The organism is Microcoleus sp. PH2017_28_MFU_U_A, from assembly GCF_020738035.1.
Lineage (GTDB): Bacteria > Cyanobacteriota > Cyanobacteriia > Cyanobacteriales > Microcoleaceae > Microcoleus.
Window position 1 is genome coordinate 18,108 of the sequence record NZ_JAEQCX010000103.1, and the last position, 14,314, is coordinate 32,421.

Sequence of the window (14,314 nt, forward strand, 5' to 3'; positions counted from 1 at the left end):
TCACCAGACAGAGGAAACCGCAACATGATCCAAACCATATCCAAAACAATCACGTTTGATGAGTTCGTTGCCTGGTATCCAGAGAACTCTGTCCATAAGTACGAACTACACAACGGAGTAATTGTTGAAATGCCTTTAGGAACCGGCGACCATTCGGAAGTTACGGGTTTTCTTTCCAGTGAAATCAATTTTGAAATCAGACGGCTGCAATTGCCTTACTTTATCCCTGGTGATTGCCTAATTAAACCCGTCCGTGACGAAGCAGGTTATCAACCAGACGTAATAGTCCTAGACAGAACCGCACTTGCAAACGAACCACGCTGGAAAAAAGAATCCGTCATCACGATGGGATCTTCGGTGCGATTGGCTGTAGAGGTTGTCAGTACGAACTGGCAAGATGATTACCTGGTTAAAGTAGCTGATTATGAAAGATTGGGTATCCCGGAATATTGGGTTGTGGATTATGCTGCTTTGGGCGGCAGACGCTTTATTGGTAATCCGAAACAACCTACTATCTCGGTTTATCAGTTGGTTGACGGGGAATATCAAATCAGCCAATTTCGGGGAAATGACATAGTTGAATCGCTGGCATTCCCAGAGTTGAAATTAACGGCAGAGAAGATTTTTCTTGCTGGTTTGCCGAACTAACCAAAGCTGTTATTCCTAGACTTTCTGGTGTGATATAATCTGAAAAAGTGCGATCGATATTTATAAAAATTTATACCGTGCCGTAATGACTACGCCGCCGAATCCGCTGACTCCGACTCCGACACCATCCCAATCGAGTCCAACTCCTGTAGTGCCATCTCCTCCAGTAAGTACGAAATTGGGTACATTCACGCAAAAGTTAGTGATGAATGTTTTAGAGGTTGTCGATCAGGTGTTATATGGGTTAATGGGTCAACTTGGGAGAACAGTTTTTGGGTCAATTCAGGATGCGATCGCGATCGGTATTCTTTTAAAACTTCCCGGTTTAATCGGTGAAATTATTATCGGTAAAGATTTTTCAGGTTTCGATATTTGTCTAAAAGAAAGCCCTTGGGGTGTATCTCGTTATGCTTGTTTCATTATTGTAGCTTCTGATTTTTTGTTGTGGATAGTTCTCGCAGGTCGAATTATTGGTAGATTTTGGGCAGATTTAAAAGATTTGAAAAATAATCCCTAGGAGATATTTGATATGACTTTAGTCAACCGGAAACAAATTAGTCTTTATGAAGAAGCTGAAGCTGGATTAAATTCTTTAGTCAAGCAAACGGCTCAAGTTGGTGTTGGTTTGTTGGGGATACTGTTGCTGACAGGAGGAAGTCCGCCAGCTTTGACAGTAGGGTTAAGTGTAGTTGGGGGAATTGCGTTTGTTGCTTGGAGCGAAGAGAAGCGACTGACTAAATTTTATGCGAGGCAGACTCAGCTAATACAGAATTCTGTCATTGCGAGTGAAACGAAGCAATCGCAACTCAAACATCATCCTGTCATTGCGAGTGGAACAAAGCAATCGCAAATTCCTAATACCAGTGAGTCTGAGCCGACTAAATTTGAGGGACGACAATCGCAACTTCCTAACTCTAGTGAGTCTGAATTGCTTGCAAATGACATCAAACAAATCCTTGAAGCAGATACAGATAATTTATCGGAATTGATGAAACAGGCTGGTCTAAATCCAGATAAAGATTTAGCAGGAGCTGATTTAAGTAGTGTTAAAGCAGTTGGCTGCAAATTGAGCCGATTCAATCTCAGTGGCGCTGACTTAGATAATACCGATTTGAGTCGTACCGATCTGAGTTTTGCGAACTTAAGCAATGCTAAACTAACAAACGTAAAACTTTGTCGCGCTGACTTAAGTGGTGCTGACTTGAGAAATGCTTTGCTAATGGATGCCGACTTGAGTTTTGCCGACTTAAGCGATGCGGACTTGAGCGGTGCCGATTTGATTAATGCTGACTTAAGCAATGCCAATTTAAGCAATGCCAATTTGCACAATGCTAATTTGACAGCGACCAACCTGAGTACCGCCAATTTGAGCGATGCTAACTTGAGCAGTGCCAACTTGAGTGATGCCGATTTGAGCAATGCCGATTTGAGCAATGCCGACTTGAGCAATGCCAATCTGAGCACTGCCAAAGTAGAAAGTTCTCGATTTGGTAACAATGCCGGACTATCTGAAGATGCAAAGTATGAACTACAAAACCGAGGTGCAATCTTCCCGCAAGATTTCCCGCAAGACGAACGGATACTTGAATACGAGCTATAATAGTTGGGTAACTTTGGGGTAAGTAAAAAACTAACATGAATCAAACTTCTACAGTTACGATCGCCAATACATCTTATAAAATCCTCGCAGAACTCTCTGCAAACTCTGGAAAATCAATCCAAGCAGTTCTCGAACAAGCGATCGAACAATACCGAAGACAACAATTTTTAGAAGCAGCAAACCAAGCTTATATTACTCTACGCAATAACCCCGAAGCTTGGCAAGAAGAACTTGAAGAACGATCGCTCTGGGATACCACTTTAGTTGACAGTTGACAGCCTTTATTTCTTAGTCCGCGAAGGCGGACTTCGTTTGTGTAGAAGCGGTTTCAACCGCCGAATAATTTTAATTCCCGATCGCACCCATCCACCCATAGCTTGCAAATTGTCAAATTGTGTGATACCATAAAAAGTTCTCAAAACTATCGCAACAGCAAATATTACTGCATGGCAACGAAGCCAACGATCGCATTTACCCACCTCGGCTGCGAAAAAAATCGCATTGATACCGAACACATGATTGGCTTGCTGGCTCAAGCAGGCTATGAAGTCGATTCTAATGAAGAATTAGCCGATTACGTCGTCGTCAATACTTGCAGTTTTATCCAAGCTGCGCGAGAAGAATCAGTCCGCACCCTGGTAGAATTAGCCGAAGCTAATAAAAAAGTAGTCATCACTGGCTGCATGGCACAGCATTTTCAGCAGCAATTGCTGGATGAATTGCCCGAAGCCGTCGCAATTGTCGGCACTGGTGATTATCATAAAATAGTCGATGTGATGCAAAGGGTCGAAAAGGGCGATCGAGTTTCCCTCGTCTCTAGTGAACCAACTTACATCGCTGACGAAACTACTCCTCGCTATCGCACAACATCCGAAGGTGTCGCTTATCTGCGAATAGCCGAAGGCTGCGACTACCGTTGCGCTTTTTGCATTATCCCGCACTTGCGCGGAAATCAGCGATCGCGCACCATAGAATCTATTGTCGCTGAAGCTAAGCAATTAGCCTCCGAAGGGGTAAAGGAAATTATCCTAATTTCTCAAATTACCACCAACTACGGCAAAGATATTTATGGCGAACCCAAACTAGCCGAATTACTCCGCGCTTTGGGCGAAGTAGATGTACCTTGGATTCGGATGCACTACGCCTATCCTACAGGTTTGACTCCGCAAGTTGTGGCGGCAATCTGCGAAACTCACAACGTTTTGCCATACTTGGATTTACCTCTACAACACTCGCACCCGGAAATTCTGCGGGCGATGAATCGGCCTTTCCAAGCTGGGATCAATGATGCCATAGTCGATCGCCTGAAAGCATCAATTCCTGGTGCCGTGATGCGGACAACTTTTATAGTCGGCTTCCCTGGCGAAACAGACGAACACGCAGCACACTTGCTGGAATTTGTCAAGCGCCACGAATTCGATCACGTCGGAGTATTCACATTTTCCGCCGAAGAAGGCACCCCAGCCTACAGCTTGCCAAATCAACTCCCAGCAGAAAAAATGGAAATTTGGCGAAATGCAGTTATGGCGGCACAACAACCTATATCATTAAAAAAGAATCAAGAATCTGTCGGTCAGGTAGTTGATGTCCTGATAGAACAAGAACAACCAGAGACAGGTGAGTTGATTGGTAGATCCGCCCGGTTCTCCCCAGAAGTAGACGGACTCGTCTATGTGACAGGAGAAGCACGGCTGGGATCGATCGTACCTGTGAAAATTACAGACGCAGATTTCTACGACCTTCATGGTCAAGTAGAAATCGCTCGAACTGTCTCGTTAGCTAAAGCAGTATCAGCCCCCCGCTAGGAGCGTAGCCTCGCGTCGGGATGAGTGCCAGTGAGTTGACGATTCCACTCCCGCGAGTCGAATTCCAAGCCGTGCTGTGGAACAGCGACGGGGTGGATGAGGAAACGAGCAATTCTTCTGATAAAATTGGTACATCTTGACCACCAATGCCGTAAGCGAAAACCAAGCTCATAGGTACGTGTTGCCAGAAAAAGTATGGGTCTTGGAAGGACTCCTGCCCGGGCGAGGCAATGTAAGACCAATAGAATTACGGAGTTCTGGCGGCTGTTGCCAATGAATTGGGAAGCCCGTGCTCTACCGCAGGTCAGCGTCGGGTAGTTCACTGTTTTGTTTCTGAATGTAAAGAGTTATGCTAATATAAAGTCAGAAACCAGCGGGGAGAATTTGAGATTGCTTCGCCGTCCGCCCTACACCACAACGGTATCCCGAAAGAGTGTTGAGATGGATAGGCGGTAACGGTAGTCCAAAAACGGATAGAAGCCGCCGACGCCAGGAGTAGAGAGATTAAAATTTTAGACGCTAGTTCAAGCTGCCAGATTCATCTGTGGAGTAAATCTAAAATCTAAAATCTAAAATCTAAAATCGACTGACGGTCGCTACATACCCTGTTGAATCCCGCAGGCGACGGATTGCGGGATAGCGCCTGAACCAACAAAACTGTAACTACTATATATGTAGTAAAGTGGGGCTGGTCATCATCCTCACTATAAAATGCCCTAGAGAGAAAGCTTGCAAGTACCTCAAAGGAAGTCCAATGTACTGTTTAAAGAATGTTGGAAGCCGATAACCCCACCGCTGGCGGTTGGTATCGGTGATGTCAGAAAATCAAAGACGGCTGTCGAATCGGTAAATTAGTCACCATCGACGGAGCTGCCCTATACTCGATTGCTATTTGAAAAGGTGCGCGCAGGCGCAGCACCATACAGAACTCACAATGAGTTCCTGCCCTAGAGCAGAAATCCGCATCCGAGTTGGGCAACTTAGAAGGCTAAGACTCGTTATTAGGAGAATTAATGAATTTATTGTTTGAAGGTTTGGGTCTTTCCGAAGAACTCGTTCTCCATCTGGAAACACTCGGCTTTACAGAACCTACTCCCATCCAAGTACAAGCAATTCCGCACCTGCTAGCAGGCCGCGACGTTGTGGGTCAAGCTCAAACTGGAACGGGCAAAACGGCAGCATTCTCGTTGCCCATCTTGGAGCGGATTGATTTAGATCTAACTGCGGTGCAAGCATTGGTGCTCACACCGACTCGTGAATTGGCCATGCAGGTAACTGAAGCCATCCGCGATTTGAGCGGTATCAGCAGCGACGGCCCGGTAAAAGTCGGTCGCTCTCTGCAAGTTCTGACCGTGTACGGCGGTCAATCGATCGATCGCCAAATGCAGCGTTTGAAGCGCGGCGTTCACATTGTTGTCGGTACACCCGGACGCATATTGGATATGCTCAGCCGCGGCAGCCTGAAACTCGACAAGGTACAGTGGCTGGTTTTGGATGAAGCTGACGAAATGCTGAGCATGGGCTTTATCCAAGATGTGGAAAGAATCTTGGATGCTGCACCAAAAGACCGTCAAACGGCATTTTTCTCGGCGACGATGGAAGCTTCTATTCGGAAATTGGTAGCGCGGCATTTGCGGAACCCAGTCAACGTCACAGTAGAACAACCAAAAGCAACGCCGAAACGCATCAGCCAAGGCGTGTATATGGTTCCCCGCGGCTGGTCTAAGGCAAGAGCTTTGCAGCCAATCCTAGAAATGGAAGACCCGGAATCGGCGCTGATTTTTGTGCGGACTCGGCAGTCGGCGGCGGAACTTACTAGCCAACTGCAAGCAGCAGGCCACAGCGTTGACGAATATCACGGTAATTTGAATCAGGCACAGCGGGAACGTTTGCTGCATCGGTTCCGCCAATGTCAAGTCCGCTGGGTAGTGGCGACTGATATTGCTGCGCGGGGTTTGGATGTGGATCACTTGACTCACGTTATTAACTACGATTTGCCCGATAGCGTAGAAAGCTACGTTCACCGGATCGGACGCACGGGCCGGGCCGGCCGCGAAGGAACTGCGATCACGCTGATTCAACCAGTGGATCGCCGCAAATTGCGCTTGATTGAACGCCACGTGCGATCGAGCTTGACTGTACGAAACATTCCGACACGGGCACAAATTGAAGCTCGTCAGTTGGAAAAGATGCAGGGTAAAGTTCGCGAAGCTTTGGCTGGCGAACGGATGGCATCTTTCTTACCTCTGGTGTCTCAGTTGTCTGAGGAATACGACTCCCATGCGATCGCCGCAGCAGCTTTGCAAATGGCCTTCGATCAAAGCCGTCCGGCTTGGATGGGCGCGGATTACGCTCAACAAGAAGATCCCCCTATTGGTGGAGAAAACAGCGTCAAGCCAATTTTGATCAAGAAGCGGGCTAAGACTGGCGCGCCGACTAATTCAGTCGGTTCGAGCGTTCCTGCTCCCGTTCCCCAGAACAGCTAATTAGTAGGGTGCGCGCTGCGCGCCTTATTTTCTAACTGGTAGGGTGCGAAATTCGCACCTTATTTTTTTATAAAAAACAGTCGGGAAGCGAAAAACTCAGAGTCTTTAGACCTGAGATGAAAGCGACGCGGGCGGTTTTAACCGCCGTGAGTCTTTCTTAATTCTTAACATTTTTGGCAGTGTAAAAAGGGCAAAAGCTCTTACACTAAGCATAGTGGGATGGATACACAGGTGCAAACCTAAGAAGCAAATGCCTACCATACATTAAAGGTACGCGGGGACTCTCGCGTTACCAAGGGCTAAAAACCCTTAAACGCTTGAGGAGCTTGCTGAAAGGCAAGGATAGCAGCCCACCATTCTTTGGCAAAAGGATTGCGCCCAGGAACCCTAATTAATCTATAGGTACGTAGTTGCGCTTCAGCGCTCTTTATATGTATGAAAGAGCGCTGAAGCGCAACTACGTACCTTGACTGCACGTGATGCTCAATACTTGTTTTCAGCAAACCTAAAAATCCTCTGAAGTAACAAGGACTGAAGTCCTCACTACAAACCTCTACAGGGGGATTTTTGGACTGCTGTGTAGTATTTTAGTTGAGCTGCGTGCCGACAATAATCTTTTGCACGCGATCGCCCTTCAGTTCCAAAACCAAATTAGAAGCCTTTTGGTCGTTGCTGTAAGTCAACCGACTCACTCCACCCTGCACGGATTGCGAGCTGTAACCGTAAGTTTTAAGGACTTTTTGACTTTTATCTCCTACCTTAATACTACTCGTTGTTACGTACTTGGGATTCGTAGTAGAAATTAAATAAACTTTGCCATTCCAGGCTGCTACCGTCAATTTCGAGTAGGTTAGCGTGCGAATCTTGCCACCCATAGCCTTGCTACCCGGTTTAGTTTCATCCCGCTGCGGTTTGCCCAACTTGCGTTTAGCCTCTTCTACAGACATCCCCAAACGAACTGGGCCAATCCCCAAGCGCGAATAGTCGATCGCCGCCGGCTTTTGTGTGGCGTTCAACATACTTTCTAGAGCCACAACAGTTTGATTCATACCCACAACAGGGCGAATTAAAGCAGCAAATCCGAAGCTCGAAATTGCGATATTGAGCATGATGCCAGCAACGGCTGTTGTCACAAACAATCTTACCATTTTTTTATACCTTTATTTTGCAGTTTATTCCTGCAATACCCTGTTATATCCGGATAAATACTAATGATTGCGGGCGAATACAATTCGCTCCTAAACAGGCAAAGTCCGCCTGCGAGGACTCAAGCAGTAAGGATATTCATCCCCAAAAATATAACATAGAGAAACCCGGTTTCAGCAGGGGGCGTACCCCCGTGTTCGTCTTGATTCGGGGTTTCTGAATACCAACACCATTTTACGTTTAATTAGCGCGAATACTTCATCACCGGAATGGGTGTGATATCCTAACAAAAGCCCTTTCTCCATAAAATTTGCAATTTAGATGACCGCCATAGATTCCACTAAACACCAGAAATCTAAAGCCCTGAAACCGGGCAGCCGCCGCCCCGCTAAAGAACTTTGCAGCGAGTGCGGTTTGTGCGATACATATTATATCCATTATGTCAAGGAAGCTTGCGCTTTCTTAACTCAGCATATCGCAGAACTGGAAGAGGAGATTCACGGGCGATCGCGCAATCTCGACAATCCCGACGATTGGTACTTCGGCGTCAGTCAAAATATGATGGCGGCTAAGAAAAAAGAACCAATAGAAGGCGCTCAGTGGACGGGAATTGTCAGCTCAATTGCGATCGAAATGCTGGAAAAAGGCATTGTTGAAGGTGTTGTCTGCGTTCAAAATACCAAAGAAGACCGCTTTCAACCGATGCCTATAATTGCGAGAAATCGCGAAGAAATTCTCGCTGCAAAAGTCAACAAGCCAACTCTATCTCCCAACCTTTCAGTGTTGGAACAAATCGAGAAGTCGGGGATGAAACGGCTGTTAGTAATTGGCGTCGGCTGTCAAATTCAAGCATTGCGTACAGTCGAGAAACAACTCGGTTTAGAAAAGCTCTACGTTCTCGGAACTCCCTGTGTAGATAATGTTAGCCGCGCGGGCTTACAGAAATTCCTAGACACGACTAGCCGTTCTCCTGAAACGGTGGTATCTTACGAGTTTATGCAAGACTTTAACGTTCACTTCAAACACGAAGATGGTTCTACGGAAAAAGTGCCATTTTTCGGATTGAATACAAAAGAATTGAAAGATGTGTTTGCTCCTTCTTGTTTGAGCTGTTTTGATTACGTTAATTCCTTAGCAGATTTAGTGGTGGGCTACATGGGCGCACCTTTTGGCTGGCAGTGGATTGTGGTACGAAATGATACCGGACAAGAAATGTTAGACTTGGTAATGGATCAGCTAAACACTCAGCCGGTGATGTCTCAGGGAAACAGAAAAGAGGCTGTTCAACAAAGTATTCCAGCTTACGAGAAAGGTGTGACTTTGCCGATGTGGGCGGCGAAGTTGATGGGAGTGTTTATTGAGAGAATTGGGCCGAAGGGTTTGGAATATGCTCGGTTTTCAATTGATTCTCATTTCACTCGCAATTATCTGTATGTGAAGCGGAATTATCCCGAAAAATTGGAGGCTCACGTGCCGGAATATGCTAAGCGGATTGTCGGGCAGTATAAGTTGCCAGAGGTTTAAGCTGGTAGGGTGCATGATATTATGCCCTGTTAATTACTATTAATAAAAAATGTTTGTAGTGAGGACTTTAGTCCTCGGATGGATGCGGACTAAAGTCCTCACTACAAACCAGTTTTTTTGTGGTAGCTAACTGACGCGCACTACTCCTTGGGCGATTGAAATTATGCAACTCCAAAGCCTGTATATTCGCGCGCGTAAGTTGGCTGAAGTCCTAGCACAATATCCTCTTTGGGTATTCCCATTTCTACCAATTCGTCAGCAATCTGCCTGTCTGTTTGATTTCGCTGAATCCAGATTTTGCCATTTTTAATATCCAAATGAAACACACAGTTATACACGCGGCGGTGTGTGTCCCATCCTAAATCGATGACAAGATAGCGATCTTTTTCTTTGTCAAAAATTGTTTCTACTTCAATTTCTCCGTTAATTGGTGCTATCTTGCTGTCTTCAATTAGCAGCTTTTGAATGCACTGACGGTAATGCTCTAGTCGATCCATTTGACTATTGCCTCCTGAGTTGATTTTAAATAGATATGTAAACTTGTAGGGTGCGTCAGCTAGAAGCTGCTGGATGATTCAACAAATAATCCTACTGACGCACCCTACGAGTCTACGCCTGAGCCGTCAGCTCCTTGCAGTAAACTATCTTGTCATGGCCTGCTTTGTAGAAGTCGCGAATCCGCGCTTCTTCGTCGTAACCGCACTTGCGGTAGAACGATCGCACGCGATCGAACTCCGGGAGTCCCGACGTTTCCACCAGCAACACGCGCCCGCTCCGCGCCATCAAGGTTTGTTCCATGTAGCGCAGCAATGTCGCACCGCGTCCTTGTCCCTGGCGATCGGGTAAGATGGCGATTAATTGCAAGTTCCACGTGCGATCGGTCATTGGTTCGAGCTCGCAGTAGGCGACACCCACGGGCCCGCCGTCGTCATCGGTAATCCAGAAGCGATCGCCATCGTTGTTAGTGGCGAAGTAATCGGCTAGCACATTCCTACAAATCAGCAGCGTGTTCCTTCAACTCGTTCAAAGAAACGTATTCCAAAGTTAAGACATGAGTCGCCGACAAAACCACAAGTGGCGCACATCCAGCATCCATTGCTTCCTTCCAGCGCGAAGCACACAAACACCAACAATCCCCTGGCTTCAATCCCGGAAATTTAAAATCGGGAACCGGGGTACTCAAATCGTTTCCCATTCTTTTGGTGTACTTCAAAAACTCTTCTGTCACTTTTGCACAAACGGTGTGAGCCCCTAAATCTCCGCCACCCGTATTGCATTTTCCGTCCCGATAATAGCCTGTCATGGGCGATGTGCAGCAAGTTTCTAATTTTGTTCCCAGCACATTTGTCGCTTCCGTAACCATCGCAACTCCTCCACACAACTCTGCGATCTAATTTTACACAAAAGGTGGTTTTTTATATATCTTTTTCCATTGCAAAGTTAATAAATTTTTGTCCTCTCCGCTCTACTTCTTGTTTTCTAATCAGAATAAATCCCTGGGTTTCAAAAAAAAGTCGAGCTGTAATGCTGGCTTCGGTAAATAACTTTCTAAGTCCTAACTCTTTGGCTTTTAACTCGATTTGTGTTAAAATTAGCGTCCCAACTCCTTGTCTTTGAAAGTCTTTGTGACAGTAAAAGCGATCGATATGGCCGTTGATTTCTAATTCTCCAAAACCTGCGATTGTATCGCCCTCTGCTGCTACGAAGGTAAATTTACTGCTTAAACTTTGCATCCACTTTTGAATGTCGGTATCTGCTGGCGCCCAAGCATCTACTTGGGCTGTTGTGTAATCGCGGATATTTACTTCGTGCACGGTGTCGTAAAATAGTTTGACAATTTTTTCAGTGTCGCCGATTTCGTAGGTTCGTACTTTCATGAGATTTAAGGTGCAGATTCCCACGATCGATTCGGGGCTTTTATGTGGAGATTGATGGCGGGGTGTTTTGGATTTCTGGCTCAAATCGCCGCGACAAATTGACTCCAAAGATAATTTTACTGCACCCCTTGACAAGCTCTGGTAGTCTGTGCAACATTAATTATAACAACTGTTCGATATACTTATATTTTCCAATATCAGCCGTCAAAAGCTTTTTGTGTATTCGTTTATACTATATCGGATGTTCGATATAGGAATATTTGGTCGATCGCCCTTAAATCTCCGATAACCTAGGATCTAGAATCAAAAATCTGAAGATCGATCCATGCCAAAAATAGTTGACCGCGAATTGTACCGCAAAGAATTACTGAACAAAAGTTTTGAGCTTTTTGCCGAAAAAGGCTATTCCTCCGTCACAATGCGAGAAATTGCCTCAGGAATTGGAGTTTCTACAGGAACCCTTTACCACTATTTCCCGAGTAAAGAAAGTTTGTTCGAGCAGTTAATTGTATATTTGAGCTATGAAGATACAAAAGAAGAAGCACTGGCTGAGTTAGGAAATCCACCAACTCTCGGAGAAAAAGTTGAACAACTGATGAATTATCTCAGCGGAATTGAAGATTATATGCTGAAGAATCTGTTAATTACCTTCGAGTTTTGCCACCAAAAGACTCGCAAAGAGATTGATAGCAATCAAGCACTCCAGCTAGCAGGAAAGCGTTATGAAGAGGCACTCATTTGCTACCTGGGTATCTCCGATCCAGCGCTCGCTAAATTTGTCATTTGTTATATTGACGGTTTGGTGGCAAGAAGATTTTATCAAGGCGAAAGGATATCTTTTACAGAACAAGCGAATGTATTAAAAAATATATTACTCGCTTATTTAGAAAAAAAACAATCGCACATTTAGGAGGAATATGAATTTTCAATTTTTCATCAAGCCTAAAAATCCATTGGTAATGGGATTGGTAGTTGCTGGCGCTGCTATTAGCATCGGTACAACTTTTTACGGTATTTCTCAGTTTGGATCTTTAGCTAAAAATGCTGAACCTTTACCCGTAGAAACACCGCCGCCCAGGAAAATCACGGCTTTGGGAAGACTGGAACCGCTGGGGGAAGTGATTCGCTTGGGGGTGTCGCAGGCGTTGGATGGCGATCGCGTGGCGAAGCTTTTAGTCAAAGAGGGCGATCGCGTGAAAGCAGGGCAGTCGATCGCAATTTTGGATGCGGGCGATCGGCTAAAATCTGCTTTAGAGGAAGCCAAAGAAAAAGTCAAAGTTGCTGAAGCCAGTTTAGCAAAGGTAAAAGCCGGGGCAAAGTCGGGAGAACTTGCAGCACAATCTGCGACAATTGGCAAGCTAGAAGCCCAATTGCAAGGAAACCAGGCGGCACAACAAGCAACAGTCGATCGCATTCAAGCGCAATGGAAAGGAGAAAAAACCGCACAGCAAGCAACCATCAGCAGAATAACCGCACAATGGCAAGGAGAAAGAAAAGTACAAACAGCCACAATTAGTCGCATAACTGCACAATGGCAAGGAGAAAAAACAGCACAAACAGCAGCAATTAACAAATTAAAAGCCGAGTCAAATAATGCCCAAACCGAATACCTGCGGCACAAAGAACTTGTTACCGAAGGCGCAATTTCTAACTCCGTCATGGACAGCAAACGACTGTCATTAGAAACAAGTCGCCAGGAACTTAAAGAAGCCGAAGCAAATCTCAGCCGCATCAACAGTACGGCCAAGCAGCAGCTTAAAGAAGGCGAAGCAAATCTCACCCGAATTAACAGTACAGGAATCCAGCAACTCAACGAAGCAGAAGCAAATCTTGCCAGAATTAACAGTACAGCAATCCAGCAGTTAGCAGAAGCAGAAGCAACACTTAAGCGCATCAAAAATAGTGGCAGCGAAGAACTAAAAGAAGCCCAAGCAACTCTCGACAAAATAGGCGAAGTGCGCCCGGTAGATATCCAAGCAGCCCAAACCGAAATCAACAGCGCCATCGCCCAAGTCAAGCGCGCCGAAACCGAATTAAATCAAGCTTACATCCGCACTCCCAACGCCGGAAAAATCCTCAAGATTCACACCCGCGCCGGGGAAAAAATTAGTGATGACGGCATTGCAGACGTAGGAGAAACTCAGCAAATGGTAGTCGTTGCCGAAGTTTACCAAACCGACATCAGCAAAATCAAGGTTGGGCAAAAAGCAGGTGTTACCAGCCAAGCATTTTCAGGAGAATTGCCGGGAACTGTTAAAGAAATCGGCTTAAAAGTCAGCAAGCAAAACGTGTTTAGCAACCAGCCAGGAGAAAACTTGGACAGCCGAGTTGTGGAGGTGAAAATTCACCTGAATCCTGAAGCTAGCAAAAAAGTTGCGGGATTGACAAATTTGCAGGTACAAGTAGCAATTCAAAATTAGGGAGATTGAGAAACATGGGAGAATTGGGGCCAGATCCAAACCGACCGTATCCGATGGTAGACCAGCGCCGGGTTTGCTTTATCAAAAACTTTATTAAATCGCCCAATATTATTGTCGGCGATTACTCTTACTACGACGATCCGATCGACCCGGAAAATTTCGATAGAAACGTACTTTACAATTACGGGAGTGATAAATTAATTATTGGTAAATTTTGTGCGATCGCCACCAACGTCAAATTCATCATGAACGGTGCAAATCACAAACTCGATGGCATTTCTACCTATCCATTTCCAGTCTTTGGGAACGGCTGGGAAACAGCTATGAATCTATTAATCGAACTACCAACTAAAGGCGATACAATTATTGGTAATGATGTTTGGATAGGTTACGAATCGGTGATTATGCCGGGAGTTAAAATCGGCGACGGTGCAATTATTGCTGCTAAATCTGTTGTAGTAAAAGATGTTCCCGCTTACACCGTTGTCGGCGGAAATCCCGCTGGTTTAATTAAGCAGCGTTTCAGCGATGCTGAGGTGGCGCAATTATTACAAATGCGCTGGTGGGATTGGGAAGTTGACAAGATTTCGCGCCATATTAACTTAATTATGCAATCCGATATTCAAGCGCTGAGTAATGCCGATCAGACTTAGGCAATCGCCGACAAAGAAACCGGATTTTTTACCGATATTAAAGGCTGCGATGCAATATCTTCGCAAAAAACCCGGTTTCTGCCCACCGGATGAGCCCAATTACCGCACTCGCCGACAAAGAAACCGGGTTTTTACCGAAATTAAAGGCTACGATG

General features: G+C 45.5%; 16 protein-coding genes. 10 read left to right on the forward strand and 6 right to left on the reverse strand.

The annotated features are described in order from the left end of the window. Positions 1–24: 24 nt before the first annotated feature. The 5 genes from JGK14_RS24540 to rimO all read left to right on the forward strand — a co-directional run bounded on the left by JGK14_RS24540 (position 25) and on the right by rimO (position 4,053). Positions 25–648 carry a Uma2 family endonuclease gene (locus JGK14_RS24540; RefSeq protein ID WP_293184919.1) on the forward strand — a complete coding sequence of 208 codons (624 nt, stop codon included), beginning with the start codon at positions 25–27 and terminating at the stop codon, positions 646–648. An 85-nt stretch (positions 649–733) separates the two neighbouring features. Next, positions 734–1,165: a hypothetical protein gene (locus tag JGK14_RS24545; protein WP_293184920.1), complete on the forward strand. Its 432-nt coding sequence runs from the start codon at positions 734–736 to the stop codon at positions 1,163–1,165. 12 nt (positions 1,166–1,177) lie between these two features. Further along, positions 1,178–2,248, forward strand: a complete 1,071-nt coding sequence (locus JGK14_RS24550) for a pentapeptide repeat-containing protein (protein WP_293184921.1) — start codon at positions 1,178–1,180, stop codon at positions 2,246–2,248. 35 nt (positions 2,249–2,283) lie between these two features. Then, complete coding sequence (locus JGK14_RS24555; RefSeq protein WP_325315594.1) at positions 2,284–2,523, forward strand: hypothetical protein; 240 nt, start codon at positions 2,284–2,286, stop codon at positions 2,521–2,523. Between the two features lie 171 nt (positions 2,524–2,694). Next, a complete protein-coding gene (rimO, locus tag JGK14_RS24560) occupies positions 2,695–4,053 on the forward strand; it encodes a 30S ribosomal protein S12 methylthiotransferase RimO (protein WP_293184926.1) in 1,359 nt (452 codons plus the stop codon). Here rimO and JGK14_RS24565 read toward each other — a convergent pair. Next, entirely contained in the window at positions 4,028–4,225 is a 198-nt protein-coding gene (locus JGK14_RS24565) for a hypothetical protein (protein WP_293184928.1), read from the reverse strand. The two genes, rimO and JGK14_RS24565, sit on opposite strands and share 26 nt — an antisense overlap. An 841-nt stretch (positions 4,226–5,066) precedes the next feature. On the opposite strand from JGK14_RS24565, the gene JGK14_RS24570 reads away from it, so the two are divergent. Beyond that, a complete protein-coding gene (locus JGK14_RS24570) occupies positions 5,067–6,539 on the forward strand; it encodes a DEAD/DEAH box helicase (RefSeq protein ID WP_293184930.1) in 1,473 nt (490 codons plus the stop codon). Positions 6,540–7,126: 587 nt separating this feature from the next. Here the strand turns inward: JGK14_RS24570 and JGK14_RS24575 are convergent. Further along, the gene (locus tag JGK14_RS24575) at positions 7,127–7,687 is read right to left on the reverse strand and encodes a hypothetical protein (RefSeq protein ID WP_293191722.1); all 561 of its coding nucleotides are present in this window, start codon (positions 7,685–7,687) and stop codon (positions 7,127–7,129) included. Positions 7,688–8,006: 319 nt separating this feature from the next. On the opposite strand from JGK14_RS24575, the gene JGK14_RS24580 reads away from it, so the two are divergent. Next, a complete protein-coding gene (locus JGK14_RS24580) occupies positions 8,007–9,209 on the forward strand; it encodes a Coenzyme F420 hydrogenase/dehydrogenase, beta subunit C-terminal domain (protein WP_293198235.1) in 1,203 nt (400 codons plus the stop codon). A gap of 161 nt (positions 9,210–9,370) precedes the next feature. Here JGK14_RS24580 and JGK14_RS24585 read toward each other — a convergent pair whose 3' ends face one another. From JGK14_RS24585 to JGK14_RS24600, 4 genes are all read right to left on the reverse strand, one after another. Further along, a complete protein-coding gene (locus tag JGK14_RS24585; RefSeq protein ID WP_293184934.1) occupies positions 9,371–9,706 on the reverse strand; it encodes a XisI protein in 336 nt (111 codons plus the stop codon). Between the two features lie 112 nt (positions 9,707–9,818). Beyond that, positions 9,819–10,196: a GNAT family N-acetyltransferase gene (locus tag JGK14_RS24590; protein ID WP_293184936.1), complete on the reverse strand. Its 378-nt coding sequence runs from the start codon at positions 10,194–10,196 to the stop codon at positions 9,819–9,821. A gap of 4 nt (positions 10,197–10,200) precedes the next feature. Continuing rightward, positions 10,201–10,572: a DUF2237 family protein gene (locus JGK14_RS24595; RefSeq protein ID WP_293184938.1), complete on the reverse strand. Its 372-nt coding sequence runs from the start codon at positions 10,570–10,572 to the stop codon at positions 10,201–10,203. A gap of 52 nt (positions 10,573–10,624) precedes the next feature. Then, positions 10,625–11,086 (reverse strand): GNAT family N-acetyltransferase, encoded by a 462-nt coding sequence (locus tag JGK14_RS24600; protein WP_293184939.1) that lies wholly within the window; start codon positions 11,084–11,086, stop codon positions 10,625–10,627. A gap of 325 nt (positions 11,087–11,411) precedes the next feature. Here JGK14_RS24600 and JGK14_RS24605 point away from each other — a divergent pair, with 325 nt between their 5' ends. From JGK14_RS24605 to JGK14_RS24615, 3 genes are read left to right on the forward strand one after another with little or no spacing between them, the layout of a single operon-like run. After that, positions 11,412–11,996, forward strand: a complete 585-nt coding sequence (locus JGK14_RS24605; RefSeq protein WP_293191726.1) for a TetR/AcrR family transcriptional regulator — start codon at positions 11,412–11,414, stop codon at positions 11,994–11,996. A gap of 7 nt (positions 11,997–12,003) precedes the next feature. Next, the gene (locus JGK14_RS24610) at positions 12,004–13,506 is read left to right on the forward strand and encodes an efflux RND transporter periplasmic adaptor subunit (RefSeq protein WP_325315595.1); all 1,503 of its coding nucleotides are present in this window, start codon (positions 12,004–12,006) and stop codon (positions 13,504–13,506) included. A 14-nt stretch (positions 13,507–13,520) separates the two neighbouring features. Then, the gene (locus JGK14_RS24615) at positions 13,521–14,159 is read left to right on the forward strand and encodes a Vat family streptogramin A O-acetyltransferase (RefSeq protein ID WP_293184942.1); all 639 of its coding nucleotides are present in this window, start codon (positions 13,521–13,523) and stop codon (positions 14,157–14,159) included. The last annotated feature ends 155 nt before the right edge of the window (positions 14,160–14,314 follow it).

Excerpts from the sequence above, each read along its gene's own strand:
- JGK14_RS24555 (WP_325315594.1), top strand. The coding sequence starts at position 2,284 with ATGAATCAAACTTCTACAGTTACGATCGCCAATACATCTTATAAAATC.
- JGK14_RS24600 (WP_293184939.1), bottom strand. The coding sequence starts at position 11,086 with ATGAAAGTACGAACCTACGAAATCGGCGACACTGAAAAAATTGTCAAA.
- JGK14_RS24540 (WP_293184919.1), top strand. The coding sequence starts at position 25 with ATGATCCAAACCATATCCAAAACAATCACGTTTGATGAGTTCGTTGCC.
- JGK14_RS24565 (WP_293184928.1), bottom strand. The coding sequence starts at position 4,225 with ATGAGCTTGGTTTTCGCTTACGGCATTGGTGGTCAAGATGTACCAATT.
- JGK14_RS24585 (WP_293184934.1), bottom strand. The coding sequence starts at position 9,706 with ATGGATCGACTAGAGCATTACCGTCAGTGCATTCAAAAGCTGCTAATT.
- JGK14_RS24550 (WP_293184921.1), top strand. The coding sequence starts at position 1,178 with ATGACTTTAGTCAACCGGAAACAAATTAGTCTTTATGAAGAAGCTGAA.
- JGK14_RS24575 (WP_293191722.1), bottom strand. The coding sequence starts at position 7,687 with ATGGTAAGATTGTTTGTGACAACAGCCGTTGCTGGCATCATGCTCAAT.
- JGK14_RS24580 (WP_293198235.1), top strand. The coding sequence starts at position 8,007 with ATGACCGCCATAGATTCCACTAAACACCAGAAATCTAAAGCCCTGAAA.
- JGK14_RS24610 (WP_325315595.1), top strand. The coding sequence starts at position 12,004 with ATGAATTTTCAATTTTTCATCAAGCCTAAAAATCCATTGGTAATGGGA.
- JGK14_RS24545 (WP_293184920.1), top strand. The coding sequence starts at position 734 with ATGACTACGCCGCCGAATCCGCTGACTCCGACTCCGACACCATCCCAA.
- JGK14_RS24615 (WP_293184942.1), top strand. The coding sequence starts at position 13,521 with ATGGGAGAATTGGGGCCAGATCCAAACCGACCGTATCCGATGGTAGAC.
- JGK14_RS24605 (WP_293191726.1), top strand. The coding sequence starts at position 11,412 with ATGCCAAAAATAGTTGACCGCGAATTGTACCGCAAAGAATTACTGAAC.
- JGK14_RS24595 (WP_293184938.1), bottom strand. The coding sequence starts at position 10,572 with ATGGTTACGGAAGCGACAAATGTGCTGGGAACAAAATTAGAAACTTGC.
- JGK14_RS24570 (WP_293184930.1), top strand. The coding sequence starts at position 5,067 with ATGAATTTATTGTTTGAAGGTTTGGGTCTTTCCGAAGAACTCGTTCTC.
- rimO (WP_293184926.1), top strand. The coding sequence starts at position 2,695 with ATGGCAACGAAGCCAACGATCGCATTTACCCACCTCGGCTGCGAAAAA.